Origin of the sequence: Pseudomonas sp. ADAK7 (genome assembly GCF_012935675.1) — a bacterium.
In the GTDB taxonomy this organism is placed as follows: domain Bacteria; phylum Pseudomonadota; class Gammaproteobacteria; order Pseudomonadales; family Pseudomonadaceae; genus Aquipseudomonas.
This window is the reverse complement of the sequence record NZ_CP052861.1, coordinates 998,899-1,025,335: the sequence shown is the minus strand read 5'-3', so window position 1 is coordinate 1,025,335 and position 26,437 is coordinate 998,899. Positions and strand designations below refer to the sequence as shown.

At 60.6% G+C, this 26,437-nt stretch carries 24 protein-coding genes; 3 read left to right on the top strand and 21 right to left on the bottom strand.

The annotated features are described in order from the left end of the window. Nucleotides 1-28 precede the first annotated feature (28 nt). The 4 genes from HKK53_RS04580 to argH form a co-directional block, all read right to left on the bottom strand. A complete protein-coding gene (locus tag HKK53_RS04580; protein ID WP_169369738.1) occupies nt 29-853 on the bottom strand; it encodes an ABC transporter substrate-binding protein in 825 nt (274 codons plus the stop codon). A gap of 53 nt (nt 854-906) precedes the next feature. Continuing rightward, entirely contained in the window at nt 907-1,671 is a 765-nt protein-coding gene (locus tag HKK53_RS04575; protein WP_149662007.1) for an amino acid ABC transporter ATP-binding protein, read from the bottom strand. Between the two features lie 10 nt (nt 1,672-1,681). Continuing rightward, nucleotides 1,682-2,560: an amino acid ABC transporter permease gene (locus HKK53_RS04570; RefSeq protein WP_133839463.1), complete on the bottom strand. Its 879-nt coding sequence runs from the start codon at nt 2,558-2,560 to the stop codon at nt 1,682-1,684. 117 nt (nt 2,561-2,677) lie between these two features. Then, entirely contained in the window at nt 2,678-4,105 is a 1,428-nt protein-coding gene (gene argH, locus HKK53_RS04565; RefSeq protein WP_169369737.1) for an argininosuccinate lyase, read from the bottom strand. 295 nt (nt 4,106-4,400) lie between these two features. Between argH and HKK53_RS04560 the strand changes: the two genes are divergently transcribed. Continuing rightward, the gene (locus HKK53_RS04560; RefSeq protein WP_169369736.1) at nt 4,401-5,366 is read left to right on the top strand and encodes a LysR family transcriptional regulator; all 966 of its coding nucleotides are present in this window, start codon (nt 4,401-4,403) and stop codon (nt 5,364-5,366) included. On the opposite strand, the gene HKK53_RS04555 is transcribed toward HKK53_RS04560, so the two are convergent. The 10 genes from HKK53_RS04555 to arnB are packed head-to-tail and all read right to left on the bottom strand — an operon-like array spanning nt 5,317 to nt 16,285. Next, nucleotides 5,317-5,877 carry a GNAT family N-acetyltransferase gene (locus HKK53_RS04555; protein WP_169369735.1) on the bottom strand — a complete coding sequence of 187 codons (561 nt, stop codon included), beginning with the start codon at nt 5,875-5,877 and terminating at the stop codon, nt 5,317-5,319. The genes HKK53_RS04560 and HKK53_RS04555 overlap by 50 nt on opposite strands. A gap of 9 nt (nt 5,878-5,886) precedes the next feature. Next, entirely contained in the window at nt 5,887-7,503 is a 1,617-nt protein-coding gene (locus HKK53_RS04550) for an ArnT family glycosyltransferase (RefSeq protein WP_169369734.1), read from the bottom strand. Next, the gene (locus tag HKK53_RS04545; protein ID WP_169369733.1) at nt 7,476-8,855 is read right to left on the bottom strand and encodes a UDP-glucose dehydrogenase family protein; all 1,380 of its coding nucleotides are present in this window, start codon (nt 8,853-8,855) and stop codon (nt 7,476-7,478) included. The genes HKK53_RS04550 and HKK53_RS04545 overlap by 28 nt, the downstream gene beginning before the upstream one ends. After that, nucleotides 8,852-9,265, bottom strand: coding sequence for a 4-amino-4-deoxy-L-arabinose-phosphoundecaprenol flippase subunit ArnF (gene arnF, locus HKK53_RS04540; protein ID WP_169369732.1), 414 nt, complete (start codon nt 9,263-9,265; stop codon nt 8,852-8,854). Before arnF ends, HKK53_RS04545 begins: the two co-directional genes overlap by 4 nt. Further along, nucleotides 9,262-9,606, bottom strand: a complete 345-nt coding sequence (gene arnE, locus HKK53_RS04535) for a 4-amino-4-deoxy-L-arabinose-phosphoundecaprenol flippase subunit ArnE (RefSeq protein ID WP_169369731.1) — start codon at nt 9,604-9,606, stop codon at nt 9,262-9,264. Before arnE ends, arnF begins: the two co-directional genes overlap by 4 nt. After that, the gene (gene arnT / locus HKK53_RS04530) at nt 9,603-11,252 is read right to left on the bottom strand and encodes a lipid IV(A) 4-amino-4-deoxy-L-arabinosyltransferase (protein WP_169369730.1); all 1,650 of its coding nucleotides are present in this window, start codon (nt 11,250-11,252) and stop codon (nt 9,603-9,605) included. The genes arnE and arnT overlap by 4 nt, the downstream gene beginning before the upstream one ends. Beyond that, nucleotides 11,249-12,133: a 4-deoxy-4-formamido-L-arabinose-phosphoundecaprenol deformylase gene (gene arnD / locus HKK53_RS04525; protein ID WP_169369729.1), complete on the bottom strand. Its 885-nt coding sequence runs from the start codon at nt 12,131-12,133 to the stop codon at nt 11,249-11,251. The genes arnT and arnD overlap by 4 nt, the downstream gene beginning before the upstream one ends. Then, complete coding sequence (arnA, locus tag HKK53_RS04520) at nt 12,133-14,124, bottom strand: bifunctional UDP-4-amino-4-deoxy-L-arabinose formyltransferase/UDP-glucuronic acid oxidase ArnA (RefSeq protein ID WP_169369728.1); 1,992 nt, start codon at nt 14,122-14,124, stop codon at nt 12,133-12,135. The genes arnD and arnA overlap by 1 nt, the downstream gene beginning before the upstream one ends. Continuing rightward, entirely contained in the window at nt 14,121-15,140 is a 1,020-nt protein-coding gene (gene arnC, locus HKK53_RS04515) for an undecaprenyl-phosphate 4-deoxy-4-formamido-L-arabinose transferase (RefSeq protein ID WP_169369727.1), read from the bottom strand. Before arnC ends, arnA begins: the two co-directional genes overlap by 4 nt. Beyond that, nucleotides 15,137-16,285, bottom strand: a complete 1,149-nt coding sequence (arnB, locus tag HKK53_RS04510) for a UDP-4-amino-4-deoxy-L-arabinose aminotransferase (RefSeq protein WP_169369726.1) — start codon at nt 16,283-16,285, stop codon at nt 15,137-15,139. The genes arnC and arnB overlap by 4 nt, the downstream gene beginning before the upstream one ends. 373 nt (nt 16,286-16,658) lie before the next feature. On the opposite strand from arnB, the gene HKK53_RS04505 reads away from it, so the two are divergent. Beyond that, nucleotides 16,659-17,597: a site-specific integrase gene (locus HKK53_RS04505; RefSeq protein WP_237150702.1), complete on the top strand. Its 939-nt coding sequence runs from the start codon at nt 16,659-16,661 to the stop codon at nt 17,595-17,597. Nucleotides 17,598-17,703: 106 nt separating this feature from the next. Here HKK53_RS04505 and HKK53_RS04500 read toward each other — a convergent pair whose 3' ends face one another. The 7 genes from HKK53_RS04500 to HKK53_RS04470 all read right to left on the bottom strand — a co-directional run bounded on the left by HKK53_RS04500 (nt 17,704) and on the right by HKK53_RS04470 (nt 25,290). Continuing rightward, nucleotides 17,704-18,255, bottom strand: coding sequence for a PqiC family protein (locus HKK53_RS04500; protein ID WP_169369725.1), 552 nt, complete (start codon nt 18,253-18,255; stop codon nt 17,704-17,706). A 17-nt stretch (nt 18,256-18,272) separates the two neighbouring features. Continuing rightward, complete coding sequence (locus tag HKK53_RS04495) at nt 18,273-19,928, bottom strand: PqiB family protein (protein WP_169369724.1); 1,656 nt, start codon at nt 19,926-19,928, stop codon at nt 18,273-18,275. Beyond that, complete coding sequence (locus tag HKK53_RS04490) at nt 19,909-20,556, bottom strand: paraquat-inducible protein A (protein WP_169369723.1); 648 nt, start codon at nt 20,554-20,556, stop codon at nt 19,909-19,911. Before HKK53_RS04490 ends, HKK53_RS04495 begins: the two co-directional genes overlap by 20 nt. Continuing rightward, the gene (locus HKK53_RS04485; protein WP_169369722.1) at nt 20,553-21,149 is read right to left on the bottom strand and encodes a paraquat-inducible protein A; all 597 of its coding nucleotides are present in this window, start codon (nt 21,147-21,149) and stop codon (nt 20,553-20,555) included. Before HKK53_RS04485 ends, HKK53_RS04490 begins: the two co-directional genes overlap by 4 nt. A 248-nt stretch (nt 21,150-21,397) precedes the next feature. Continuing rightward, complete coding sequence (locus HKK53_RS04480; RefSeq protein WP_169369721.1) at nt 21,398-22,699, bottom strand: NAD(P)/FAD-dependent oxidoreductase; 1,302 nt, start codon at nt 22,697-22,699, stop codon at nt 21,398-21,400. Beyond that, nucleotides 22,696-23,784: a polyamine ABC transporter substrate-binding protein gene (locus tag HKK53_RS04475; protein ID WP_169369720.1), complete on the bottom strand. Its 1,089-nt coding sequence runs from the start codon at nt 23,782-23,784 to the stop codon at nt 22,696-22,698. Before HKK53_RS04475 ends, HKK53_RS04480 begins: the two co-directional genes overlap by 4 nt. Before the next feature lie 147 nt (nt 23,785-23,931). Continuing rightward, the gene (locus HKK53_RS04470; protein WP_169369719.1) at nt 23,932-25,290 is read right to left on the bottom strand and encodes a glutamine synthetase family protein; all 1,359 of its coding nucleotides are present in this window, start codon (nt 25,288-25,290) and stop codon (nt 23,932-23,934) included. 161 nt (nt 25,291-25,451) lie between these two features. Here HKK53_RS04470 and HKK53_RS04465 point away from each other — a divergent pair, with 161 nt between their 5' ends. Further along, a complete protein-coding gene (locus tag HKK53_RS04465) occupies nt 25,452-26,360 on the top strand; it encodes a helix-turn-helix domain-containing protein (RefSeq protein WP_169369718.1) in 909 nt (302 codons plus the stop codon). Nucleotides 26,361-26,437 lie beyond the last annotated feature (77 nt).

Below are 26,437 nucleotides of genomic sequence, written 5' to 3'. Positions count from 1 at the left end.
GGCAAGCCTTGCTCCTACGGGGCAAGCATTACTTGCCGGCGTTAACCGTCACTGTCTTGATCGCGCCCAACTCCAGGTCCCACTTCTTGAGAATGGTCTGATAACTGCCGTCATCAACCATGCTCTGCAACGCCACTTTCACCGCTTCACTCAACTCAGGCTTTTTCTTGCTCACGCCCAGCCCGGTGAACTGCACGGAAATCGGCAGGCCGACGGTCTTGTACATGTCCTTTTCCTGCGTCTTCAGGTACGACAACGTCTCGCTACCCTGCATCGCCGCATCAATCCGGCTCTGGCGCAGTTGCGCACGGGCATCCGCCGAGCCTTCGGTGCCGATCACCACGATCGCCGGCTTGCCCGCCGCTTCGCAGTTGGCCTTGCTGTATTCAGCAATTTCCGCCGGGAAAGTGGTACGGCGGCTGGTGCCGACTTTCTTGCCGCACAGGTCGGTGATTTCGTTGAAGTCCTTGTTCTTCTGCAAGGTGTAGAACTGCGGACCGCTGGTGAAGTAGTCGACGAAGGTCACGCTGGCCTGGCGCTCGACGGTGTCGGTCATGCCCGACAACACCATGTCCACGCGGTCAGTGGTCAGCGCGTTGATCATTTGTTCGAAGCCGGTTTCCTGCCATTTGATCTTCACGCCCAGCCGCTCGGCCAGGGCGTTGCCCAGGTCATAGTCCAGACCGGTGAGGGTGTTGGTCGCCGGGTCCTTGAAATCCATCGGCGGGTAGTTGGGCATGATCGCCACAACGATCTCGCCCTTGGCCTTGATGCTGGCCGGCAATTCGGCGGCGAAGCTGACGCTGGAAGCCATCAGGCCTGCAAGTACTGCTGGAATTACGAAATTCTTCATGGTCGTTCTCTTATGAGTGTTGTGAGGCGGCTCTTGTTTTCCAAGCGCGGCACCTAGGTTCGAACGGCAGAAATGAAGCTTTGGGTGCGCGGGTTTTGCGGACTTATTAGTATTTCTTCGGGGCTTCCAGCCTCCACGATCTGCCCGCCGTCCATAAACACCATGCGATTGGAAACCTCGCGAGCGAAGCCCAGTTCATGGGTGACGACGATCATGGTCATGCCGGTTTGCGCCAGATCGCGCATCACCGACAGCACCTCACCGACCAATTCCGGGTCGAGTGCCGAAGTGGGTTCATCGAACAGCATCAGCTTCGGTCGCATGGCCAACGCGCGGGCAATCGCCACCCGTTGCTGTTGACCGCCCGACAGTTCAATCGGGTAGCTGTTGCGTTTGTCGGCCAGGCCAACGCGTGCGAGCAATTCCACGGCTTCTTCGTGCGCCTCTTTGGGCGAACGCTTGAGCACCTGGCACGGGCCTTCGATGATGTTTTGCAGCACGGTCATGTGCGGGAACAGGTTGAAACGCTGGAACACCATGCCGGTGGACAGGCGCTGGCGAGCAATCTGTGACTCGTTGAGTTCGTGCAGTTTGTTGCCGACCACGCGGTAACCCACCAGTTCGCCGTCGACCCAGAGGCCGCCCTTGTCGATCTTCTCCAACTGATTGACGCAGCGCAGCAAGGTGCTCTTGCCCGAGCCGGACGGGCCGATGATGCACAGCACTTCGCCTTGCTCGACTTCGATGTTGATGTCCTTGAGCGCGTGGTACTGGTCGTAATATTTGTTCAGGCTCACGGCCTTGACGATGTTTCTCATGGGAGGCTCCTCAAGAACGCTTGCCGGCGCCGCGAGCGAAACGACGCTCCAGACGGCTTTGACCAAAGGACAGCACGGTGACGGCGACCAGGTACCAGATGCCGGCGACGATCAGCAACTCCATGACGCGGGCGTTGGCGTAGTAGATGTTCTGGGCGTTGTAGAGCAGTTCCGAATACTGGATGACGCTCGCCAGGGAGGTCATTTTCACCATGCCGATGAATTCGTTGCCGACCGGCGGAATGATGATCCGCATGGCCTGCGGCAGGATGATCCGGCGCAGCGCTTGCAGGCGCGGCATGCCGATCGACTTGGCAGCTTCGTACTGCCCGGTGTCCACCGACAACAGGCCGGCGCGCACCACTTCGGCGGTATAGGCGCCCTGGTTGATGCTCAAGCCGAGCAGGGCGGCCACGAAGGGCGTCATCAGGCTCACGGTGTCCATTTCGAACAGGCCGGGGATGCCGATGGTGGGGAAAATCAGCGCCAGGTTGAACCACAACAGCAGTTGCAGGATCAGCGGCGTACCACGGAACAGCCAGGTGTAGGTGATCGCCACATAGCGCAGGATCGGGTTGGCCGACATGCGCATGATCGCCGTGATCACCCCGAACACAATGCCCAGCGCCATCGCCAGCACCGCCATGACGATGGTGTTGAACAGGCCCCAGAGAATCGCCTGGGACGTGACGAACTGGCCGATATACGACCATTCGATCTTGCCTTCGGCGAAAGCGCGGACCAGGCCGAGAATGGCGATGACGATCACGGTGGCGAAGAAGATCCGCCCGTAATAGCGCCGTGGCACATGGTGGTACTGGGTGATATCGAACTGGTTTTCCGCCAGTTTGCGCTCCGACTGGAGACGTTCTGCCTGAGTCTGGCTCATGTTGGTTCTCCGTACGCCGCCCAGTGACTGCGGCGCGTGTTGCTGTGGTTCAAAACGGCGTCGACGGCCCACCGCTAATCTTCGTGTTAAACGCTCCTACAAGGTTTTCGCTCTGATTCAGAGACGGAAGCCTTGATAGTTCTCGGTCCATTGCTGCTGGGCGGCGAGGGCGGTTTTCAAACGGCCGATCTGCTCGCGCACCTGTTGCGGCGCGGTGCCGCCCCAGCCGCTGCGGGCAGCGATGGCGGCTTCCAGGGTCAGGCTGTCGCGCACTTCCGGGGTCAGGCGTGGATCGATCTCGGCCAACAACGCCGGGGAGGCTTCCCACAATTCGATGTCGTGTTTCTCACAGGCTTGAACCAATGCACCGGTAATTTCATGGGCTTCCTTGAACGGTACGCCGCGCATCGCCAGCCAATCCGCCACTTCAGTCGCCAGGGTGAAGCCCAGAGGCGCCTGACGCCGCAGCTCTTCGACATTGACCTTCATCGTCGCGACCATCCCTGCCATGGCCGGCAGCACCAGCAGCAGCGTGTCGACACTGTCGAGCACGCCGTTCTTGTCTTCGCTCAAGTCGCGGTTGTAGGACAGCGGCAGGGATTTGAGGGTAGAGAGCAGGCCGGTCAGGTTACCGATCAAGCGACCCGCCTTGCCCCGCGCCAGTTCGGCGATGTCGGGGTTTTTCTTCTGCGGCATGATCGAGCTGCCAGTGGCGTAGGCATCGTCCAGCGCAACCCAGCGAAATTGCCGCGACGACCACAGGCAAAACTCTTCAGCGAGGCGTGAAATATTGATCCCGAGCATGCTGGCGATAAACAGGAATTCGGCGACATGGTCGCGGCTGGCGACGGCGTCGATGGAGTTTTCGCACACACCGCTGTAGCCCATTTCCTTGGCCGACTGCTGGGGCAGGCGCGCGATGGCGGAACCGGCCATGGCCGCCGCGCCGAGGGGTGACAGCGAAGTGCGCGCGTCCCAATCCACCAGGCGTTGCACGTCACGCAGCATCGCTTGGGCGTGGGCCAGCAAGTGATGGGCGAAGACGATCGGTTGCGCTTGTTGCAAGTGGGTGAAGCCGGGGCAGATGCTTTCGATGTGTTGCTCGGCCTGATCCACCAGCGCTTGTTGCAGGGCCAGGACTTCAACGGCCAGGGTGCGCACGTGGTCACGCAGGAACAGACGCAGGTCATTGGCGGTCTGGTCGTTACGCGAACGGCCGGCCCGCAGCTTGCCGCCCAGAGCGCCGAGGCGTTCGGTCAGCAGGCGTTCGATAAAGGTGTGGACGTCTTCGTCGTCCAGGGTCGGGGCGATGCTGCCGGCGCGGAAATCAACACCGATCTGGTCCAGCGCACCGAGCATGGTGCGGGTTTCTTCCTCGCTCAGCAGACCGGCGCGTTGCAGCTCCCCGGCATGGGCCTTGGAACCGGCGAGGTCGTACGGGGTGAGGCGAAAATAGCGCTCAGGGCAACGGGACAGGGCCGCCAGGGCTTCGGATGGGCCGCTTTTGAAGCGTGCACCCCAGAGACGGTCGGTGGTTTGAGACATTGTTGTTTTCCTCGTCGGTAAAGCGAACTGAATACGATCTGCCAAGCCCTGGCACCGGCCGAAAATCATTCGGGCGTGGTGGGGCTCAAGCAGTTTTCAAATGGGCAGTTACGAAGTGGCGAGAGCTGATCGAAGTGTCAGCTTTTAATAGTGCGAAATCAGTGAGTTGGCACTCAGGTACGGAATTTATTAGCGGTTGCCAAGCCTTGTTTTCTGTGTTCATTATTATTGGCCAGCTATGTTTTTGTTGTTGGGCACAGATTGTTTGCTAGGGCGTCAGAGGTAAATAAGCATTATGGAAACCCCACTTTCCAATTCCGGAAACCCAGCGCCGAAACCGACTCAGCGAGCGCCATTGGCACTCAGCGGCCTGGACTTCAAACTGCTCAAAGTGTTCAAGGCGGTGGTCGAGGCCGGCGGTTTCAGCGCGGCTCAAAACGAGCTGAACGTGGGCCTGGCGGCCATCAGCAAGCAGATTTCGGACCTTGAGATTCGCATCGGCATGCGCCTGTGTACCCGTGGGCGAGAGGGGTTTCACCTGACTGAAGAAGGACGCCTGGTGTATCAGGCGTCGATTGATTTGTTTGCCTCGGTCGATAACTTTCGTGATCGGCTTAGTTCGGCGCAGAATGAACTTATTGGTGATCTTGGGGTGGGGGTTATTGACAACACATTGACCGATGAAGGCTCACCGTTAGTTGCTGCACTTAAACGGATTAATCAAGAGTCGCCCAAGGTCAGATTTCAACTTCAAGCGTCACAGTTAGATGAAATAGAGCGCGGTGTGGTCGAGGGTCGATTAGTGGCGGGCATCGTCCCGGTTTATCAAAAGCGCGAAGAGTTCGATTACTACGCGCTGTACGAGGAACGCTCGCAGGTTTACTGCGCGGTAGGCCACCCGTTGTTCGAGGTGCCGGAGGCGGAAATCGGCAGCAATGTGCTCAAGGACTACGAGTGCATCAACCATCGCTACGCGATTCATCGGGACAAACTGAATTTTGCCCGCTACGACAGCTTTTCCGCCTCGGCAACCCAGGTCGAAGCCGTGGCTTTACTCATCAAGACCGGCCGTTTTGTGGGCTTCCTGCCGCAACACTACGCCGCCACCCTGGTGGCCCAAGGGCAATTTCGCGCGGTGCGCCCGGACCTGATTCACATCGTCACGCCATTCAATCTGATCCTGCGCCACAACACCGTGCGCAGCCCGCTGGTCAAGGCGTTTGCCCAGGCGTTGGGTGTCGATTTGAAGGCGCCGGTGTAAGGTGCAGGCACATCGCACACCGCCGCTCACCGGGCAAACCGTGGGCGACTTCCTCTCGCAAAATTGCTAATAAACGAGGGCTCGTTTCAGCAAGGCTCAATGTTTTAAAGCCTAACCGCCGATAAAACCCTTCATTCCATGGCACGTCGCGAAATGTAGTCAGCGTCAGACTGCGGAGTTCTCGTTGGCGGGTATGTTCGATCGCCACTAACAGTAACTTTCGACCAATGCCTCGGCCCTGGAAGTGTTGGCTGACGGACAGTTCCTGAACATGCAGCTGATCGTCGACTTGTTCAGCGCTGAGAAACCCCGCAAGTGCACCATCGGCGGATAACGCGACCCACACGTCAGCGGTTTCTATGGCGCGCAGATGTTGTTGTGCGTCGGTCACGGGTGAGTCAGCGAGCCAGGCGAGGGAAGGGTCGTTGCGAAACAACGCCGCCGCGGAACGCTCGATGGCGGGGAGGGCGGCAGCGTCAGAGAGTAGGGCGCGGCGTAAGGTGATGGTCATCGATGTGCGTCATGGCTTGAGGTGCAGCAGCACATAATCGTTTTTATCGAAACGCCCGGTCAAGGCTGGCTGCAAGTCGCCCAGCGGTGTGCCCTTCAGTGCTTTGAAATCACTCCGATCCAACATCACCCAGGCCGGCGCCGGAATGGTTTCCAGTTCCTGGACCGATTCGGTAAACACCGGTTGCAGGTCCTGCTCGATATTGACCATAAACTTGATCGCCTTCGCGTCCTTGCCCATGCCGAACAGCACCAGCGGCGCAGGCTCATGCTGCACCAGCGCAAAGGCCGAGCGGCTGAAGGTGCGCGTATCGTAGAGCTGCCGCTCCACCGGTTCGAGCACCAGGATGTAGACCGACCACAACCCCAGTACCGCGCAGAACGCCAGGACTTGCGCTCGCCACCTCGTTTTGAATAGCGCGACGATGGCGATCACTTGCAGCACGCCGAGCACACTGAAAACCGCCGCCAGCGAGGTCAGTTGGGACGGAAAGCGTCGTTGAGTGACGATCAACACCACGATCAACAACCCCGGAATCACCAGCCACAGCCCTTGCATCACGCCCCGCAACACAGCGAACAACCGCCCTTGCATCACTTGAAACGGATACGCCGCAATAATCGCCGCCATCGGCAACATCGGCAGCAGGTATCGGGCTTTTTTCGCCTGGGGAATCGACAACCCGACCATCACGATCAACCCCGCCGCCGCGCAGTACTGCACCAGACGTAACGACGGTCCGGCCTCGCGCGGATTGCTCAGGAAGATCGCCGCCAACGCCAACAACCCCAATGGATACGCCAACGCATAGTTGCCCATGGAGCTGGTGAAGTAATACAACGAACCGCTGACGCCTTCACTGCCGTCCATGCGCCCCATGAACTGCATGCGAATCACGTCCTGCATAAAGGCCGGGCCGCCGCTGAGCTTGGCCAGTAACAACAGCACGCCGACGCCGCCCAACAGCAGCATGGCGGCGAGCAGTCCGAAGGCCAGCAGCCGTTGCCACTGGCGGTTGAGCAGCAAATAACTGCATAACATGCCAGTCGGCACGACGAGGCCGATCGGTCCACGAATCCCGAAACCCAGCAACAACAGGGCAAAGATCAGCGGCCAGCGCCGGGGTGCATCGAAATGATCGGCGGCATAACCCAGGTAGAACACCGAAAACGCTACCGCCGCCAGCATCAAGTCCAGGGACACGGCGCGGGTTTCAGTGACGAAGGTGTTGGTCAGCAGAAGCAGGGCGATGCTCAACAACGCCCAGCGCGTGGAGTAGGGCGCCAGCAGCCGGTACATCAACGTGACGATGACCGCGCCGGCAATCGCACTCGGCAGCCAGGCACTGAAGGCATTCACCTCGCCGAATGGCAGCGACAGTAACCAGACGAACAGCGTGCTCAGCGCCGAATAGTCGGCATAGGGCTGGCCATAGGTGGTCGGGAACACCGTCGGCCCGTGGCGCAGCATTTCCTGGGCGAACAACACAAACCGCGAATCAAAACCGATGGCCGCCTGCTGATACACCCCGGCCATGAACAACAGCAGCGCCAACAGCCCCACACCGAGGGACTGTCGACGGATAGCGTCATTCACCGTCAGGCAACCGACGAAATGGCTGACCATTGCTGATACGGCATCGGCAGGTTACGCGAATCCCCACGGCCCATCGGGAAGTACAGGAAACCGGCGCGGGACAGCCGCTCGGCGTCATACAGGTTGCGTCCGTCGAAGATCACTGGCGCGGTCAGGCGCTGGCGGATCAGGTCGAAATCCGGGGCCTTGAACTGCTGCCACTCGGTGCAGATGATCAGCGCATCGGCGCCGGCCAACACCGATTCCGGGGTACCCATCAGCATCAGTTTCGACTCGTCCGGGTACAACTGCTGGGTTTCCTGCATCGCTTCCGGGTCGAACGCCCGCACATTGGCCCCGGCCGCCCACAACGATTCCAGCAGCACCCGGCTTGGCGCATCGCGCATGTCATCGGTATTGGGCTTGAACGCCAGGCCCCATACGGCAAAGGTCTTGCCGGCCAGGTTGCCCTTGTAGAACGCATTGACCCGCTCGAACAGCTTGTGTTTCTGCCGCTGGTTGATCGCTTCCACCGCTTGCAGCAAATCGCTGGAGCAGTGCGCCTGTTCGGCACTATGGATCAGCGCGCGCATGTCCTTGGGAAAGCACGAGCCGCCATAGCCGCAGCCCGGGTAGATGAAGTGGTAGCCGATGCGCGAGTCCGCGCCGATGCCCAAGCGCACGGACTCGATGTCGGCGCCCAGGTGTTCGGCGAGTTCGGCGATCTGGTTGATGAAGCTGATCTTCGTCGCCAGCATGCCGTTGGCGGCGTACTTGGTCAGCTCGGCGCTGCGCAGGTCCATGAACATGATGCGGTCGTGATTGCGGTTGAACGGCGCGTAGAGATCACGCATCACGTCGCGCACTTCGTCACGTTCGCAGCCGATGACGATGCGATCCGGGCGCCGGCAGTCGGCCACCGCCGAACCTTCCTTGAGAAACTCGGGGTTGGAGACGATATCGAATTGCAATAGCCGATTAGCCTCCTGAAGCCTGCGCTCGATGTGCGCGCGCAGGGTGTCGCCGGTGCCGACCGGCACCGTGGATTTTTCCACCAGGATCACCGGTTGCTCGCGATGACGGGCCACGGCATCACCGACCGACAGCACGTATTTCAGGTCCGCCGAGCCGTCCTCGTTCGACGGTGTACCCACCGCGATAAACAACACCTCGCCGTGCTGCACGGCGAGTTTTTCGTCGGTGGTGAACTGCAGGCGTTTGGCCTCCAGGCTGTCCCTGACCAGACTGGCCAGCCCCGGCTCGAAGATGCTGACGTGTCCTTGCTGGAGCAATTCGACCTTTTTGGCATCGATGTCCATGCAGATCACATCGTGGCCGACTTCAGCCAGAACGGCAGCCTGTACCAGGCCAACGTAACCACTACCAAATACACTGATTTTCATGGGTCATTCCTGAGATCGGCGACGCGAGCAGGTCGAGAGTTGATGGTGATGACACCCAGGATGACCAGGGCCACCCCAAGGCTTTTTGCAAGACTGAACTGTTCGTTGAATGCCGGCAGGCTGGCGGCCAGCAGGTACACCAGCGCATAGCTGATGCTCAGCAGTGAATAGGCTCGCCCCAGCGGCACATCGCGCAGGGCCAGCAGCCAGCTGAGCATCGACAGCCCATAGGCGAGGATTGCCGCCAGCACCACGCCGACAGCGACCAGACCGACGCTGCCGTTGCCGAGGGCGGTCAGCCACTGATCGGGTTGTGGCAGGCGGCTCATGCTCCAGCGCATGCCCAACTGCGCGGCGCTGGCGAGCATGACGCTGCCCAGGGCGAAGGTGATTCCACGGCGCAGGCTCATGTGTGTTGCCCCAGCAACACCACACCGCCGATCACCAGCGCGACACCGAGCCAGTGGCGCCGGTCGATGGATTCGTGAAAGACGAAACGGGCGACCAAGGTGATCAGCACGAAATTGAGGCTCAGCATCGGATAAGCGACGCCGACTTCCAGGCGCTGCAACACCAGCAGCCAGACCAGCAGCCCCAACCCGAGGGAGAACAGCGCCAGCCACAGCCACGGCGAACGCGCTTTCTCGCCCCAACCCGACGCCTTGCCGCGCCAGCTCTCGACGGCGTATTTCTGCGCGACCTGGCCCAGGCACGTCAGCAAGCACGCGGTCAGCAACAGCAGCAGGCTCATGCCGCGTCCTTGGGGATTATCAGAATCACCAGGTTGCCTTGCTCATAACGCTTGCCCTCTTTTGGCAGCAGTTCCACTTCCTGCAGTTCGTCGTCACCCTTGACTCGCATGACCACGCCCACAGAGCCTTGCTTGCGAGCATCGCGCATCCACTGTTGCACTTTGTCGAGAGTGATTCGCCGACTCGCCGCTTCGGGGTAATTAAGGCCGTATTTCAGCTCGCCGACGGTGTTGTACATCGCCACTTGCGGACGTTGCAGGCGCCAGGCCAGCGCCGATGCCGCGCCCAGGTCGTTGCTCATCAACTGAGTGGTCTGGCTCAGTTCCTGTGCGTGTTCGAGGATGAATTGGTCAGGCATCTTGTTCGACACCACCGAGTTGGGCAGCGCGGTCGGGATCAGCCCGATGAACAGCAAACTGCCGAACGCCGGTGCCGCCCAGCATTGCAACGGCCGGAAGGCTTGCAGCAGGTTGGCCATGATCCAGCCCATCAGCGCGATAAACACCAGCACCAGGTTGTGCAGCTCCAGCTCGTACAGCGGCTTTTTCAGTTGCAGGTAAACCAGGGCTAACAGGACCGCCAGGCCCAGCAGCAAATTCAGCAAACCGTTGAGCCCCAGCACCCGGCCTTGCTCAAGCCGCAAGCGGTCGGCCAGCGCATGGCCCAGCAACAGCGCCAAGGGCAGCAGGCACGGCAGGATGTAGGTCGGCAGTTTGCCGTTGCTCAGGCTGAAGAACACCAGTGGCATGACCAGCCACAGCAACAGGAAGCCGATGTGCGCCTGGCCTCGGGTCTGCCAGGCCTGTTTCAGTGCAGGCGGCAGCAACACCGCCCACGGCAGGCTGAACGCCAGCAGCAGCGGCAGGTAAAACCACCATGGCGCGTCATGCTGCGCATCGTCGCCGGCAAAGCGCCGAATGTGTTCGTGCCAGAAGAAGAATCGCCAGTAGTCGGGCTCCTGGGCGTGCACGGCCAAGGCCCACGGCAGGCTGACCGCGATGGCGATGATGATCGCCAGCGGGCCGTAGATCAGCAGTTCACGCCAGCGTTTCTGCCAGAGCATCCACGGCACGGCGATCAACACCGGCAGCAACCAGGCGAGAAAGCCCTTGGTCATGAAGCCCATGCCGCAGGCGAGGCCCAACACCGCCCAACTCAACAGCCGCTGACCGCGGCGTGTACTGTCCAACGCAAACCACAGGGCCACCAGGCTCAGATTGACCCAGAAGGTGAATTGCGGATCGAGATTGGCGTAACCCGCTTGCCCGGCGACGATCGTGAAACTCATGTACAGCAAGGCGCAGGCGAAACTTTTGCGCGGGTCGTTCCACAGGCGGCGGGCGATCAAGAAGCACAGCAACACACTCAGCCCGGTGCTCAGGGCCGAAGCGAAGCGCACGCCGAACAGGTTTTGGCCAAACAGCGCCTGGCCGAGGGCGATCATCCAGTAACCGGCCACCGGTTTCTCGAAATAGCGCACCCCCATGAAATGCGGCACCACCCAGTTACCGTCCAGCAGCATGTCCTGGCTGATCTGGGCATAGCGGGTTTCGTCGGGAATCCACAGGCCATGGGTGCCCAACGGCAACAGGTACGCCAGCAGCATGATCGCCAGCAACACTGGCAAGGCCCAGCGTTTAGTCATGCGCCTTGCACTCCCAGCCAGCCTTCACGACCTTCGAGGACACCACGCACTACACGCCCGGCCGGCAGGCTGGCGAATGACTCGGGCAACAGGTCGCCCAAGGGTTGAAAACGGATGTCACGCTGGCGCGCATCGGCCAGCAGTTGACGAAAATCGTTGGCCATGAGAATCCCTTCTACTTCGGCGTGGATTGTGTAGACGTTGAGTCTTTCAGGGGTGAAGCGCTGCAGGATGAACCCGTTGAAATCCCTGGCGGATACGCTTGGCCCGACCACCTCGTCGAAGGTCGGCAAGTCTACCGGGATTTGCGGCGCGCCCAGCAGGCCATTGGCCAAGATTGGCCGGAACAGGTTCCGGCCCCGGCAATCGCTGTTGTAGCGAAAGCCGAACGCCTGCTTGGCTTCGATCACGCGCTCGTCCGCGCGCCAACCGGCGGACGCCGAGCAATCGACTTTTGCCCCGAGGATATCGCTGAGGCTGTCGACGCCCCGGCGAATCTGCTCGATCAGTTGCACATCGCTCCAGCCCCCGGCATTCGCTTGCCAGCCATGGTGATCCCAGGCGTGCAGGCCGACTTCATGGCCGGCGTCCCGGGCCTGGCGCATCAGGTGCCCGAGGTCGCGCCCGATAGGCTTGCCCGGCCACGCCGTGCCGGCCAGCAAAATGTCCCAGCCATACAGGCCGGCGGCGTTGGAACGGAGCATTTTCCAGAGGAATTGCGGGCGGATCAGGCGCCACAAGTGGCGCCCCATGTTGTCTGGCCCGACGCTGAAGAAAAACGTTGCCTTAACCTGGGCCTCATCGAGGATTTCCAGTAACCGCGGCACCCCCTCACGGGTGCCTCGGTAGGTGTCGACATCGATTCGTAAGCCTGCCTGCATTAGTGCTTGTCCGCGATTTCGAGCATGGCTTCACGCAGGAAGAAGTCCAGGGTGTTGCCGATGGTCTCGCTCATCTCGACGGTCGGCGTCCAGTCCAGCAAACGCTTGGCGTTGTCGATGCTCGGTTTACGGTGCGACACGTCCTGATAACCGGTGCCGTAGAACGCCTTGCTTTCCACGTCGCGGAAACCGGCGAACGGTGGGAAGTTGGCACGCAGCGGATGCGCTTCGAACTGCCGCAGCAGCTCTTCGCCCAACTGGCGGATGCTGGCTTCGTTGTCCGGGTTGCCGATGTTGATGATCTGGCCGTTGCACACGTCATTGTCGTTATCGATGATCCGCGCCAGGGCTTCGACGCCGTCAGCGATGTCAGTAAAGCAGCGTTTTTGCTCGCCGCCGTCGAACAGCCGAATCGGCGTGCCTTCTACCAGGTTGAGGATCAGCTGGGTGATCGCCCGGGAGCTGCCGATCCGTGCCGAATCCAGGCGATCCAGGCGTGGGCCCATCCAGTTGAACGGCCGGAACAGCGTGAAGTTCAGGCCTTTCTGGCCGTAGGCCCAGATCACGCGGTCGAGCAGTTGCTTGGAGACCGAGTAGATCCAGCGTTGTTTATTGATCGGGCCGAGGACCAGATTGGAGGTGTCTTCGTCGAAACGCGCGTCCTGGCACATGCCATAGACTTCCGAGGTCGAGGGGAAGATCACGCGTTTGTTGTACTTGACGCAGTAGCGCACCAGTTTCAGGTTTTCTTCGAAATCGAGCTCGAACACACGCAGCGGATTGCGCGTGTATTCGATTGGCGTGGCAATGGCCACCAGCGGCAGGACCACGTCGCATTTCTTGATGTGGTACTCGATCCACTCGGAGTGAATGCTGATGTCGCCTTCGACGAAGTGAAAATTCGGGTGGCTACGCAGGCGGTCGATGGCGTCGGAACCGATGTCCAGGCCATAGACTTCATAACGGTCGTCTCGCAGCAGGCGCTCGGACAAGTGGTTGCCGATAAAGCCGTTGACGCCGAGGATCAGCACGCGGGTACGACGGGGTTTGCGCCCGGACTCAGCGCCACGCAGCACCGAACCGTCCACCAGGCCCAACTCATTGGCCAGTTGTGGGCCGCTCAGGTACAGGCCGTTGTCATTGCGCTGACCGGCCGTGACCACCAGCGAGTCTTCGCCGCAAGCGATGCGCAACGGGTCAACGCTGATGACACGGCCCGGCGCCAGACCTTCATTGCCCTTGGCGATGCGTGCGCCCCAGACAATCAGCTTGTGTTCGCCGACGTCGCAAAAAGCGCCCGGATACGGTTGGGTCACGGCGCGAACCAGGTTGAACAGTTCTTCGGCCGGTTTTTTCCAGATCAGCTTGCCATCGGCAGGCGTGCGGCGGCCGAACACCGTGGCGTTGGATTCGTCCTGCGGGGTTTCGCTGACCTTGCCTTGCAGCAGCATCGGCAGGGTGTCACGCAGCAATGAACTCGCCGCCTCGCGCAGCTTGCCATGCAGGGTCAGCGCGGTGTCGCTGCGCTCGATCCCGACTCGTTGCTGGGAGAGGATGGCGCCGGCATCGGCACGCTTGACCATGCGGTGCAGGGTCACGCCGGTTTCGGTTTCGCCGTTGACCAGCACCCAGTTCGCTGGGGCACGCCCGCGGTAGCGCGGCAGCAACGAACCGTGCAGGTTGAATGCGCCCTGGCGGGCGGTGGCCAGCAGTTCTTCGCTCAGCAGGTGGCGGTAGTAGAACGAGAAGATGTAATCGGGCTTGAGCTTGGCGATGCGCTCGATCCACAGCGGATGGTTGGCATCTTCCGGGGCGTGCACGGGGATGCCTTTATTGGCGCACAGTTGCGCGACGGAGCCGTAGAACGCATTTTCCTTCGGGTCATCGGCGTGGGTGAACACCGCCGCGATCTCAAAACCTGCGCCAAGCAGGGCGTCGATGCCGGCACAGCCGATATCGTGATAGGCGAAGACAACAGCTTGTTTGCTCATGAGAGAACCTGATCTGAAGAAGTGGAAGTGAGACCGTCGACCGTGACAACGGGAGCAGGAGGGGCGGGTTGGCTACGCAGGACTTTTTCGATAAAAAACCGCGGACGTGCCCGGACGTCGCTGTACATGCGGCCCAGGTACTCACCCAGCAGGCCCATGCCGATGAATTGCCCGCCGGTGAAAACGAACAGCACGGCGAACAGCACGAACATGCCGTCGCCCGCCCATTGGGCGCCGAAGGCCAGGCGCAGGACGATCAAGGCGAACGCGAACAACACGCCCAGACCAGCCATGGTGAAGCCGACGATACTGAGCAGGCGTAGCGGGGTCGTGGTCATGCAGGTGATCAGGTCGAACATCAGGTTGACCAGGCGCATCGGGCTGTACTTCGAATCGCCGTGTTCACGCTCGGCGTGGGTCACGAGGATTTCCGTGGTGTGGCGAGCGAAGCTGTTGGCCAGGATCGGGATGAAGGTGCTGCGTTCGCGGCAGGCGAGCATCGCGTCGACAATGGTGCGCCGGTAAGCGCGGAGCATGCAGCCGTAGTCGCTCATGACTACACCGGTAGATCGTTGCACCGCCAGGTTGATCAGCTTCGACGGCCAGCGCCGCAGGGCGGAGTCCTGGCGGTTATTGCGCACCGTGGCGACCACGTCATAGCCGAGTTCGGCCTGGGCCACCAGGCGCGGGATTTCTTCCGGCGGGTTTTGCAGGTCGGCGTCGAGGGTGATCACCACATCGCCCTTGCACTGTTCGAACCCGGCCATGATCGCCGCGTGCTGACCGTAGTTGCGGTTGAGTATGACCGCGACCACCGGGCTGCAGTCGCGGCTGGCGGCCTCTTCAAGGATTTGCGCCGAACTGTCGCGGCTGCCGTCGTCCACCAAGACGATTTCGTAATCGTGGTGCAATTGCTGACACGCGGCTTCGGTGCGCCTGAGCAACTCCGGAAGGCTGTCTTGCTCGTTGTAGACCGGGATGACGATCGACACGCAACGGATCGGATAAGGTTTCACAGGCGGGCATCCATACTGTTTTCAATGGCACCGACGACACGTTCAACGTCGTCAGTGGTCATGTCGGGGAACAACGGGATCGAACACAACCGCGCCGAATTCCATTCGGTATTGGGCAGGGAAACGCCCGGAAAGCGCTGGCGGTAGTAGGTGTGCAGGTGAGTGGCGATGAAGTGAATGCCGGTGCCGATGTTCTGTTCCTGCAAGGCCTTCATGAACGCTTCGCGGTCGAGGCCGCAGCGTTCGGCGTCGATGCGCAGGATGAACAGGTGCCACGCGTGCTGTTGCGGATACATCGGCAGCGCCAGCGGTTGCACCGGCAGGCCTTCGAGGCGTTGCAGGTAGGTCTGGGCCAGTTGCGTGCGCTTGGCGTTGATTTCGTCCAGTCGCTCCAATTGCACCAGGGCAATCGCTGCGTTGATGTCGGCCAGGTTGTATTTGAAACCGGGCTCGATGACCTGGGCCTGGGGTTTGCGGCCACCGGTCAAACGGTCATAGGCGTCAACGCCCAGGCCGTGAAACTTGAGCATGCGCACGCGACTGGCCAGGTGTTCATCGTCGCTGACAAACATCGCGCCTTCGGCGCAGGTCATGTTCTTGATCGCATGGAACGAGAAGATCGCCGTGCCCTGGGAACCGACGTGCCGACCTTTGTAGAAGGTGCCGGCGGCGTGGGCTGCGTCTTCGATGACAGGAATTCCGTGTTTGTCCGCCAAGGCATAGAGCGGGTCGAGGTCGAACGCCGCACCGGCGTAATGCACCGGAATGATCGCCCGGGTCCGGGGCGTGATCGCCGCTTCGATGCTTTGCAGGTCGCTCATCAGGGTGTCGCGATCGACGTCGACAAACACCGGCTTCGCCCCCAGCAGGCAGATCATGTTGGCGGTGGACACCCAGGTCTGGGATGGGGTGATGACTTCGTCCCCGGGACCGATGCCCAAGGCCAGTAAAGTGATGTGCATACCGCCGGTGGCTGAAGACAACGCCACGGCATGCTTGCAACCGACATAGTTGGCGAAGTGCTCTTCCAGTGCCTGGTTTTTTGGCCCGGTGGTGATCCAGCCCGAACGCAATACTTGCTCTACGGCGGCAATTTCTTCATCGCCGATACTGGGGCGGGAAAAGGGGAGAAAAGCCTGACTCATAAGGACCTCGGGGCTGTCACAGCAACGGAATTTCAGGTGCACGAAAGGGCCCCACATTTAAACGTGGACGCAAAAAAACAATCCGCATCAATGAGTTGCTACATAAATATTACAAAGGACTCAGGTTGACTTTTTGCCATCGGCTCGTCAGGTTGTGGGGCTGAGCACGGGCGACCTGTTGGAATTAGAGTAGGCGCGAAAATGTGAAAGGGACATGAAAAACCGGTCGGCGAATCGTTTATCTGAAGTTCAGACAGCTCAAGTTCAGACTTCTACCGTTTATCGCGTTTATTCCACCGCCAGCCGCTTCTTACAGTAAGTAAGCAAACTCTTTAGTTGTTGTGTTGAACCGTTTTCTTCAAGGTTTTTTCGTTTGATTGACTTATCCGCTATTGAACCCACGGCTGTAAAAGCCAACCCATTGACCGTGTATCTGGCGCGCCTGGCGCCGTCCAGCCAACTGACCATGCGCTATGTCCTGCAAGACGCGGCGGATCGTTTGGGCTTCGACGACATGAACATCGAGGAGATCCCCTGGCATGAGCTCCAGCCCGAGGATGTCATCGCCTTGGTCGCCGCTTTGCGTACTGACGGTTACGCGCCGAATACCTCTTCGCTGTACGTGAACGCTGTTCGCGGAGTGATGAACGAAGCCTGGCGCATGAGCCTGATCAGCCAGGAACACTTGCTGAAAATGCGCTCGGTCAAAGGCATTGCCGGCACGCGGCTGTCCCAGGGGCGCAACCTCAAGCGCACACTGATTAAAGAATTGATGGACGTCTGCGCCGCCGACCCTCGACCGCAAGGCCTGCGAGACGCGGCGATCATCGCGGTGTTGTACGGCTCGGGGATGCGCAAGTCGGAGTCGGTGAACCTGGACCTGAACCAGGTCGATTTCAGCGAGCGCAGCCTGCGGGTCACGGCCAAGGGCAACAAGCAACTGATCAAATACGCCCCGGCCTGGGCCTTCGCCAAACTGGAGGCGTGGCTGGAGTTGCGTCGTTCGCAACTGGGTGAAGGGCTGGAGGACGATCCGTTCCTGTTCAACCGTATCCGCCGCGGTAGCCACATTACCCGCGAGCGCATCACCAAACATGCGATCTATTACATCGCCCGCCAGCGCGGCGCCCAGGTCGGGGTGAAGATCATGCCCCACGATTTCCGCCGCTCGTTCATCACCCGGGTGATTGAGGAACACGACCTGTCGATTGCGCAGAAACTGGCGCACCACAGCAACATCCAGACCACTGCCAACTACGATGTGCGCGATGACAATGAACGGCGGCGGGCGGTGGATCGCTTCGATTTGTGAGGCGTTTACAAAACCTGCAGGAGCATGCCTTGCCCGCGATGGCGTCTTTGAGGGCGCTATCGCGAGCAAGCTTTGCTCCTACAGGGTTTGGGGGTTGCAAGGTGGATCAAGGGGCCGACGGGCATCCCGGTTGCCGTCCCGTTGCCGCCTGACTGATCACCGCAGCCAGGCGCTTGACGTTGTTTTGCTGCGCCGTCACTAAATCCTCGATGGAAGGCCCCGACGGCGTCTGCAAGGTACTGCGGCAAGTCATCAGCGCATTATCGCCGGCGCCCAACGGCCGCAGGCGCCATTTGACGTCGATCAAACCGTACTGGCCAGGAATCGAGTCGAAACGCTGCACATCGACGCGTAGCGAGACTTTGCGCTGGGCGTTGGCGTTGGACAGTTGATCCACCAACGCGCTGCGCAATTCGTCCGACAGGCTCGCGCCCCACCAATCGGTTTCAAGGATCGCCAAACCACTGCTGCCCTGGCGAATGACGATCTGCGGCCGATCGACCTGCGGCGGCACGCTGATGCCTTCGATCATGATCTCGTCGCCATTACCCCGAGCAAGCTGCGCCGGGGTCAGGGTGTGAAAGTGAATCGGGTCGCTGCGACACGCCGCGAGCAGCAGCAACGCGGCGACCAGGGTGATCTTCGGCGAAAAAGCCATGGGTGTTGCTCCTGTGGTCAGTTACGCGGTGGCCCTTGCAGATCGGCCGGCGCTGCATTGCCGGGGCGCCCGCGGATCAGCGATTCCGGGTGCCGTCCCAGGTAATCCGAGAGTTCACGCAGGGAACGCGACATGCGTTTGAGTTCGTCCAGGGTCTGGGTCAGTTGTTCCCGTTGCGGCGAGTCTTCGGCCAGGGTCGAACTGGCCGAGTTCAGGGTCTTGCTCACGTCCGCCAGGGTGGTCTGCACGCCGGGCAGGGTCTTGGCGTTGAACTGCGCCAGGCCTTTGCGCAACTCGACGAGGTTGCTGTCGAGGTTGCTGGCAATCCGTTCCACCGGCAGTTGGTTGATCTTGTTGACCATGGCCTCGAGTTTTTCCTGCAATTGCTCGAGGCTGCCCGGGATGGTCGGGATGCTGACCGGCCGCGCGTTTGGATCGAACGTGACTTTCTCCGCTTTCGGGTAGAAATCCAGCGAGATGTACAACTGACCGGTCAGCAGGTTGCCACTGCGAGCCTGGGCGCGCAGGCCGTTTTCGATAAACGTGCCCATCAGGCGTACGCCAGCCGCTTCGTCATTCGGATCATGCAACAACGCCTTGATCATTTTGGTATGGGCCTGACCCAGGCGTTGCGGGTAGATCACGATGCCGACATTGACCGGGAAGCTGCGTTTCTTCTCGTCGAAATCCAGATTGATCGCCACCACCTTGCCGATTTCCATGCCGAGGAATTCCACTGGCGCATCGACCTTGAGCCCGCGCAGGGCCTGGTCGAACCGCAGGCTCAGGTACTGCGCCTTGCCATTGGGCGGGGCGAGGGCGGTGGTCTGGTCGTCGAACAGCTCGAAGGTCTTTTCTTCGGCGGCGGGTTGATCGTTGGGGCTGTACGGCGGGGCGAGAAAGGCGATGCCACCCACCAACAGCGAGGACAGCGATTCGGTTTTCACCGCGAACCCGTTGGCGCCGATATTCAGATCGATGCCGCTGGCGTTCCAGAACCGGGTGTTTTCGGTGACGTAGGCGTCATTCGGCGCATGGATGAACAGTTCGAGGTTCACCCCTTTGCCATCGGCATCCAGCGCATACGCCACCACCTGGCCGACCGGGATCTTGCGGTAGTAGACCGGCGAGCCGATATCCAGCGAGCCGAGGTCCTGGGAGTGCAAGGTAAAGCGCTTGCCTGGCTCGCCGTAGGTGATGGGCGGTGGATTTTCCAGGCCGGTGAAGTTCTTCGCACGGTTGTCGGCGTGACCGATATCGGCGCCAATGTAGTCGCCGGACAACAGGGTATCGATGCCCGAGACCCCACCCGCGCCGATACGTGGGCGCACCACCCAGAACTGCGAGTCTTCGCGGGTGAAGGTTTGCGCCTGTTTGGCGAGTTTGATCGTGGCATCGACACTCTTCTGGTCGTGGCTCAACTCCACGTCCGAGACATGCCCGATCACCACGTTGCGGTACTTGACCTCGGTCTTGTTGGCGGTCAGGCCGTTGCCGGTCTTGAAGGTCACGACAATGGTCGGGCCTTCCTGCATGACGCTGTGCACCACCAGGGAAATCCCCACCAGCACGGCCACGATCGGCACGATCCACACCAGCGAAACGCTGAAACGGCGGGTCTTGATACTGGCCTGTCCCGGGGCTTGCGGCCCGTCAGTGGCTTGCGACTTCATCCGTGACCTCCTCGTTATGGGGCGCTTTATCCCAGATCAATCGTGGATCGAAACTCATGGCCGAGAGCATGGTAAACACCACCACCAGGCCAAAAAACAGAATGCCCGGACGCGGCTCGATGTCGGCCAGGGCCTGGAATTTCACCAGTGAGGCAACCAGCGCGACGACGATCACGTCGAGCATCGACCAGTAACCGATGACCTCGACGAAGCGGAACAGCTTGGAGCGCTCCTTGCGCGCCCACAGGCTGTCACGCTGGACGGTCACCAGCAGCAGCGTCAAGGCGACGAATTTGATGCCGGGCACGGCGATACTGGCGATGAAGATGATCAGGGCGATGTCCCAGGCACCGGCCTCCCAAAACTCCAGCACGCCGCTCATGATGGTGCTGTCGGCGCCATTGCCGACCATTCGGGTGTTCATCACCGGCAGCAGATTGGCCGGGACATAGAACGCCAGCGCGGCGAACAAGTAGGCCCAGGTCCGGGCCAGTGAATTGACCTTGCGCCGATGCAGCGGGGCACCGCAGCGTTCGCACTCGTGAGGATCATTGCTCGTGTCACAGGCCATGCCGCAGCTGTGACACAGGCACAGGCCCAGTTCGCTGGCGACCGGTGGCGTTGTCATAGGTCGTCCCACAATTCACGGATGTCGCGCCCGGCAATGCGGATCATCATCAGGCTGAGAATGGCCAGGGCAAACAGGCCGATGCCAGGCAACACATCCAGCAACCCGGCGAGCTTGATCACCGCTACCATCGCCCCCAGCAGACAGACTTCCAGCATGCTCCAGGGCCTGAGGGTTTCCAGCCAGCGCATGCTGAAGCGGAACCCCGGCGCGCGCTGACGGGCGAGGGCGAAGCTCAGGACCCAGATCAACAGCACCAGTTGGATAATCGGCGCGATGATCATGGAGATGGCGGCGACCATGGCGATAAAGGTGATCGGCCCCAGGCTCAGGGCCAGTACCGAATCCCAGAGCGTGGCGCTGTTTTTCAGGCCTTTGAGGCTGATGCTCATGACCGGGAAAAAGTTGGCGAAAATCCACAGCACCAGCGCCGTGAAGGTCAAGGCCAGGCGCTGCTCCAGCGTCAGGCCGTTATACCGCTGGAGCACGCCGCCGCAGCGGGTGCACAGGGTTTTCTGATGTTTGGCGAGCGTGACTTTTTCATACACGCAGTCGCAGTGCTCGCAGATGATCAACTGGTCAGTCGTGGCCATGGGTCGCATTCGCAAGGAGGCAGGAAAGTCAGAGCACCTCCTCAATATAGAAGTGCCTTGCGATAGAGCAAATCGAAAGGGCGATTGGTTCTGAAGGCGAGCCGGGTAAGCCGGGTGATGAATAACCTGTGGCGAGGGAGCTTGCTCCCGTACGGTTGCGCAGCAACCGCCGTCGGGGGCCGCTTCGCAGCCCAGCGGGAGCAAGCTCCCTCGCCACAGGGATCAACGTCAGCCAGAAAGCCGTGATTTCAGCCAAGCATCTCGCGCAAGCGATACCAGAACATGCCCAGCGCCAGCAGCGGTGAACGCAAGGCGCGGCCGCCGGGGAAGGTCATGTGCGGCACGGCGCTGAAGACATCGAAACCTTTGCTGTGGCCGGCGTGGATCGCTTCACCCAGCAGCTTGGCGCACCAGTGGGTCACGTTCAGGCCATGGCCGGAATACCCTTGGGCGTAGAACACGTTCGGGTGCTGGCTCAAGCGGCCGACCTGGGGAAAGCGGTTGGCCGAGATGCCGATCTTGCCGCCCCATTGATAATCAATGCGCACGTTGGCCAGTTGCGGGAACACCTTGAGCATGGCCGGGCGCATATAAGCGCCTATGTCCGAAGGATCGCGCCCGGAGTAGTGGCAGGCGCCGCCGAACAGCAAGCGCCGGTCCGCCGAGAGCCGGTAGTAATCCAGGCCGACTTTCTGGTCGCACAGCGCCAGGTTCTGCGGGATCAACTGCGCGGCGACCTCTTCGGGCAAAGGCTCGGTGGCAATGATGTAACTGCCCGCCGGCAGCACCTTGCCGCTGAGTTTCGGTTCCAGTTCTTCAAGATGCGCGTTGCAACCCAGCACCACGCTGCCGGCGCGGATCGTGCCGCCAGCGCAACGGACCTGCACGGTACTGCCATGGATCAATTCCAGCACCGGGCTTTGCTCAAAGATTCGCACGCCGAGGGATTCCGCCAGCCGCGCTTCGCCAAGGACCAGGTTGAGCGGGTGCAAATGCCCGGAGCCCATGTCGATCAGGCCACCGGCATACACCCCGGAATTCACCACTTGCTGACGAATCTGTTCCGGCCCCACCAACCGGGTCTCATGGGCATAACCCAGCTCGATGAGACCTGCCTGTTCCACCTTGAACGCCGCAAACTGCGCCGCCGTGTTGGCCAGTTCACAGAAGCCCCAGCGCAGGTCGCAGTCGATCCCGTGTTCGCGGATGCGATTGCCCACCAGCGCCACGGATTCGACCCCGGCCTGCTCCATGTAACGCACGCCTTCTTCACCGACATAGCGGGCAAAACCGCTGACATCATGGCCGATGCCGCGAATCAACTGCCCGCCGTTGCGCCCGCTGGCGCCCCAGCCAATGCGCCGGGCCTCCAGCAGGATCACCGACAGCCCACGCTGCGCCAGTTCGATGGCGGTATTAACACCGGTGAACCCGCCGCCGATCACGCAGACATCGGCGTCGAGGTCCGCGGCCAGCGTGGGGTAGGGTGCCAGGCTCTTCGCCGTGGCAGCGTAATAGGAATGGGCGTGTTCGTTGCTGAACTGATTCATTTGTTGGACTTCACTTTGCTCCAGGAACGGGTCATCAAACGCATGATCGCCTGGGGCGGGGTGGTAGAAATGTAGAGTTTGTCGAGGACTGCCTGGGAAGGGTAGACCTCAGGGTTGTTCACCAACGCTTCGTCCATGTATGGCTTGGCGGCCGGGTTCGGGTTGGCGTAACCCACCGAGGCGCTGACCTTGGCGATCACTTGCGGGTCCAGCAGGTAATTGATGAAGGCGTGGGCTTCTTTCGGGTTGCTGGCGTCGGCGGGAATCGCCAGCAGGTCAAACCACAGGTTGCTGCCTTCCTTTGGAATGGCATAGGCGATGTTCACGCCGTTCTTCGCTTCCTTGGCCCGGTTGGCAGCCTGGAACACGTCGCCGGAGTAACCGAACGCCACGCAGATGTCGCCGTTGGCCAGGTCAGACACGTACTTCGACGAGTGGAAATAGGTGATGTACGGCCGAATGCTCATCAGCTTGGCTTCAGCCTTTTTGAAATCCTCGGGGTTCTCGCTGCGTGGGTCCATGCCCATGTAGTTGAGCACCGCCGGGAACACTTCATCCGCCGAGTCCATCATCGACACGCCGCACTGGCTGAGTTTCTTGATGTTCTCCGGTTCAAACAGCACGGCCCAGGAATCGATATGGTCGATGCCCAGCACTTGCTTGACCTTGTCGACGTTGTAGCCAATGCCGTTGGTGCCCCACAAGTACGGCACTGAGTGCGCGTTCTCGGGGTCGTTTTTCTCCAGCAGCGTGAGCAGTTTCGGGTCGAGGTTCTTGAAGTTCGGCAGCTGCGAGCGGTCCAGTTTAAGGAACGCCCCGGCCTTCACCTGGCGCGCGAGGAAGTGGTTGGACGGCACCACCACGTCATACCCGGTGCGGCCGGCAAGCAATTTGCCTTCCAGGGTTTCGTTGGAATCGAATACGTCGTAGATCACCTTGATCCCGGTTTTGCCCTGGAAGTCGGCGAGGGTGGTTTCGCCGATGTAATCGGTCCAGTTGTAGACGCTGACCTGTGGCTGAGCCTGGGCAACGGCGCTGAACAGGATCGCCAGCGCGACCGGAACCACGGATTTCAATAGACGCATTCGACACCTCATTGAGTTGTTGGATTTTGGAAGATCGTTCCCACGCTCTGCGTGGGAATGCAGCCCGGGACGCTCTGCGTCCCCCCTGGAACGCGGAGCGTCCCTTGAGGCGTTCCCACGCGGAGCATGGGAACGATCTTTACGGGGTTAAACGCTCAGCAGCAAAAACTCCCGCTCCCAGGAGCTGATCACGCGCTTGAAATTTTCATGCTCGGCGCGCTTCACCGCGACATACCCGCGCACGAATTTGCTGCCCAGGTAACGGCCGACGGTTTCGCACTCTTCCATCTGGCTCAGGGCGTCTTCGATGGTGATCGGCAGGCGCAGGTTGCGCCGTTCATAGGCGCGGCCCTGCACCGCAGCGCTCGGCTCGATCTTCTCGACCATGCCCAGGTAGCCGCACAACAGGCTCGCGGCAATCGCCAGGTACGGGTTGGCGTCGGCGCCCGGCAGACGGTTTTCCACGCGCATGGCGTCGGGAGTCGAGGTCGGCACACGCAGGCCGACAGTGCGGTTTTCTTCGCCCCATTCGACGTTCACCGGTGCCGAGGTGTCCGGCAGGAAGCGGCGGAACGAGTTCACGTTGGGCGCGAACATCGGCAGCACTTTCGGGATGTACTTTTGCAGGCCGCCGATGTGGTGCAGGAACAGCTCGCTCATCTTGCCCTCGGCATCGGCGAAGATCGGCTGGCCAGTGACGATGTCGACCACGCTCTGGTGCAAATGCATGGCGCTGCCTGGCTCGTCACCAATCGGCTTGGCCATGAAGGTCGCGGTGACGTTGTGCTTGAGCGCCGCTTCGCGCAGGGTGCGCTTGAACACGGTGATCTGGTCGGCCAGGTCGAGGGCATCACCGTGACGGAAGTTGATTTCCATCTGCGCCGGGCCGTCTTCGTGGATCAGCGTGTCGAGGTCCAGGCCCTGGAGTTCACACCAGTCGTAGACGTCTTCGAACAGCGGGTCGAATTCGTTGGCGGCGTCGATGGAGAACGACTGCCGGCCACTTTCCGCCCGACCGGAACGGCCCAGTGGCGCCTTGAGTGGCAAGTCCGGGTCTTCGCAACGCTGGGTCAGGTAGAACTCCATTTCCGGCGCGACAATCGGCTTCCAGCCCTTGTCGGTGTACAGCTGCAAGACTTTCTTCAGCACGTTGCGCGGCGACAGTTCGATCGGGTTGCCGAACTTGTCGAAGGTGTCGTGAATCACGATGGCGGTCGGCTCGATGGCCCATGGAATCACGTAAACCGCGTCGGCCACGGGCTTGCAGACCATGTCGATATCGGCCGGGTCGAGCAGGTCGTAGTAGATGTCGTCGTCGACAAAATCCCCGGTTACTGTTTGCAAAAGCACACTTTCCGGCAGGCGCATGCCTCGCTCATGCAGGAACTTGTTGGTGGGTGCAATCTTGCCGCGAGCGATGCCGGTCAAGTCGCTGACCACACACTCGACCTCAGTAATCTTGTGATCTTTCAGCCACGTGAACAGCTGATCGAAAGGGACATTCATAAAGACCTCGTTATTGGTTTTGGTAACGCCGGGGAGGGCGGTCGCATCCGACAGACACTTCCCCTGAAGCGCGTTGACGACTATCTTGGGCGAGCCTTGCAGTTCCATCTATCCACTTTAAGCAGCACCAAAACGCACCAAACGAGTGCGTAAGGTCACCCATGACAGCGTGCAATCCGTTACAAGTCCAAGCGTTCAATACCGCCGATGTCGCCGAGCAAATCCGCGCCACACCGGGCTGGGTGCAGCATTACCAGCAGATGTCGCCGGGGCATTTCGCCGGGCTGGTGCGCTATCTGGACCTGCAAGGCGTGGAGATTTACGAAGAACACATGAACACCCGGGTCGAGCAGAATTTCAGTGCGCCGCAGGGTTCGCTGGCGTTCTGTTTTGATCGCAGCGACAACTCGCTGTACGTGTTGAATGGCGAAAGTCGCAACATCTGGATCACCCCGGAGAACTACCAGGAGATCGCTGTGGTGTTCGGTCCGGAGTTCGTGCAGCGCCATGGTTTGAATGTGGCGCGCCTGGAAGGGCTGTTCATGTCGCCGCTCAATTGCCAGCAGAACGCGCTGTTCAGCCGCTGGTTAAGCGGGACGTTGACCCGGTTGGCACAAACGCTGGACCCGCCCAGTCGCGAAGCCTTGACCCTGCAATTGCTGGAAGACTGCCTGTACATCCTCGATAACGCCTGTGTGCGCCTGGATCAGGGCGGGTTGCAGCGACGGACCGAGGAGCGAACGATCATGAAGCGCGTCGGCGAATGGGCCGCGGATGCGCCGGAAGAAACCCTCAACTTGCTGGAGCTTTCCCAGGTTGCCGGGGTTTCGCTGCGTCAGTTGCAACATGCGTTCAAGGCTTTTACCGGCATGACGCCGACCCATTGGTTGCGCTTGCGCCGGCTCAATAGCGCGCACCGCGAATTGCTCAGCCGCACGGCGATGCAGACCACGGTCGCCGAAGTGGCGATGCATTGGTCGTTCTGGCATTTGGGGAGGTTTTCCAGCAGTTACTTCGCGTTGTTCAAAGAGTTGCCGAGTGAGACGCTCAAGCGTGGAACTCGAGTGTAACTAATACAACAATTAATACTTATCTGTAGGACCTGTCCTGCATATGTAGCTCGATGTTTCTAAATTGGTTGAGCTCT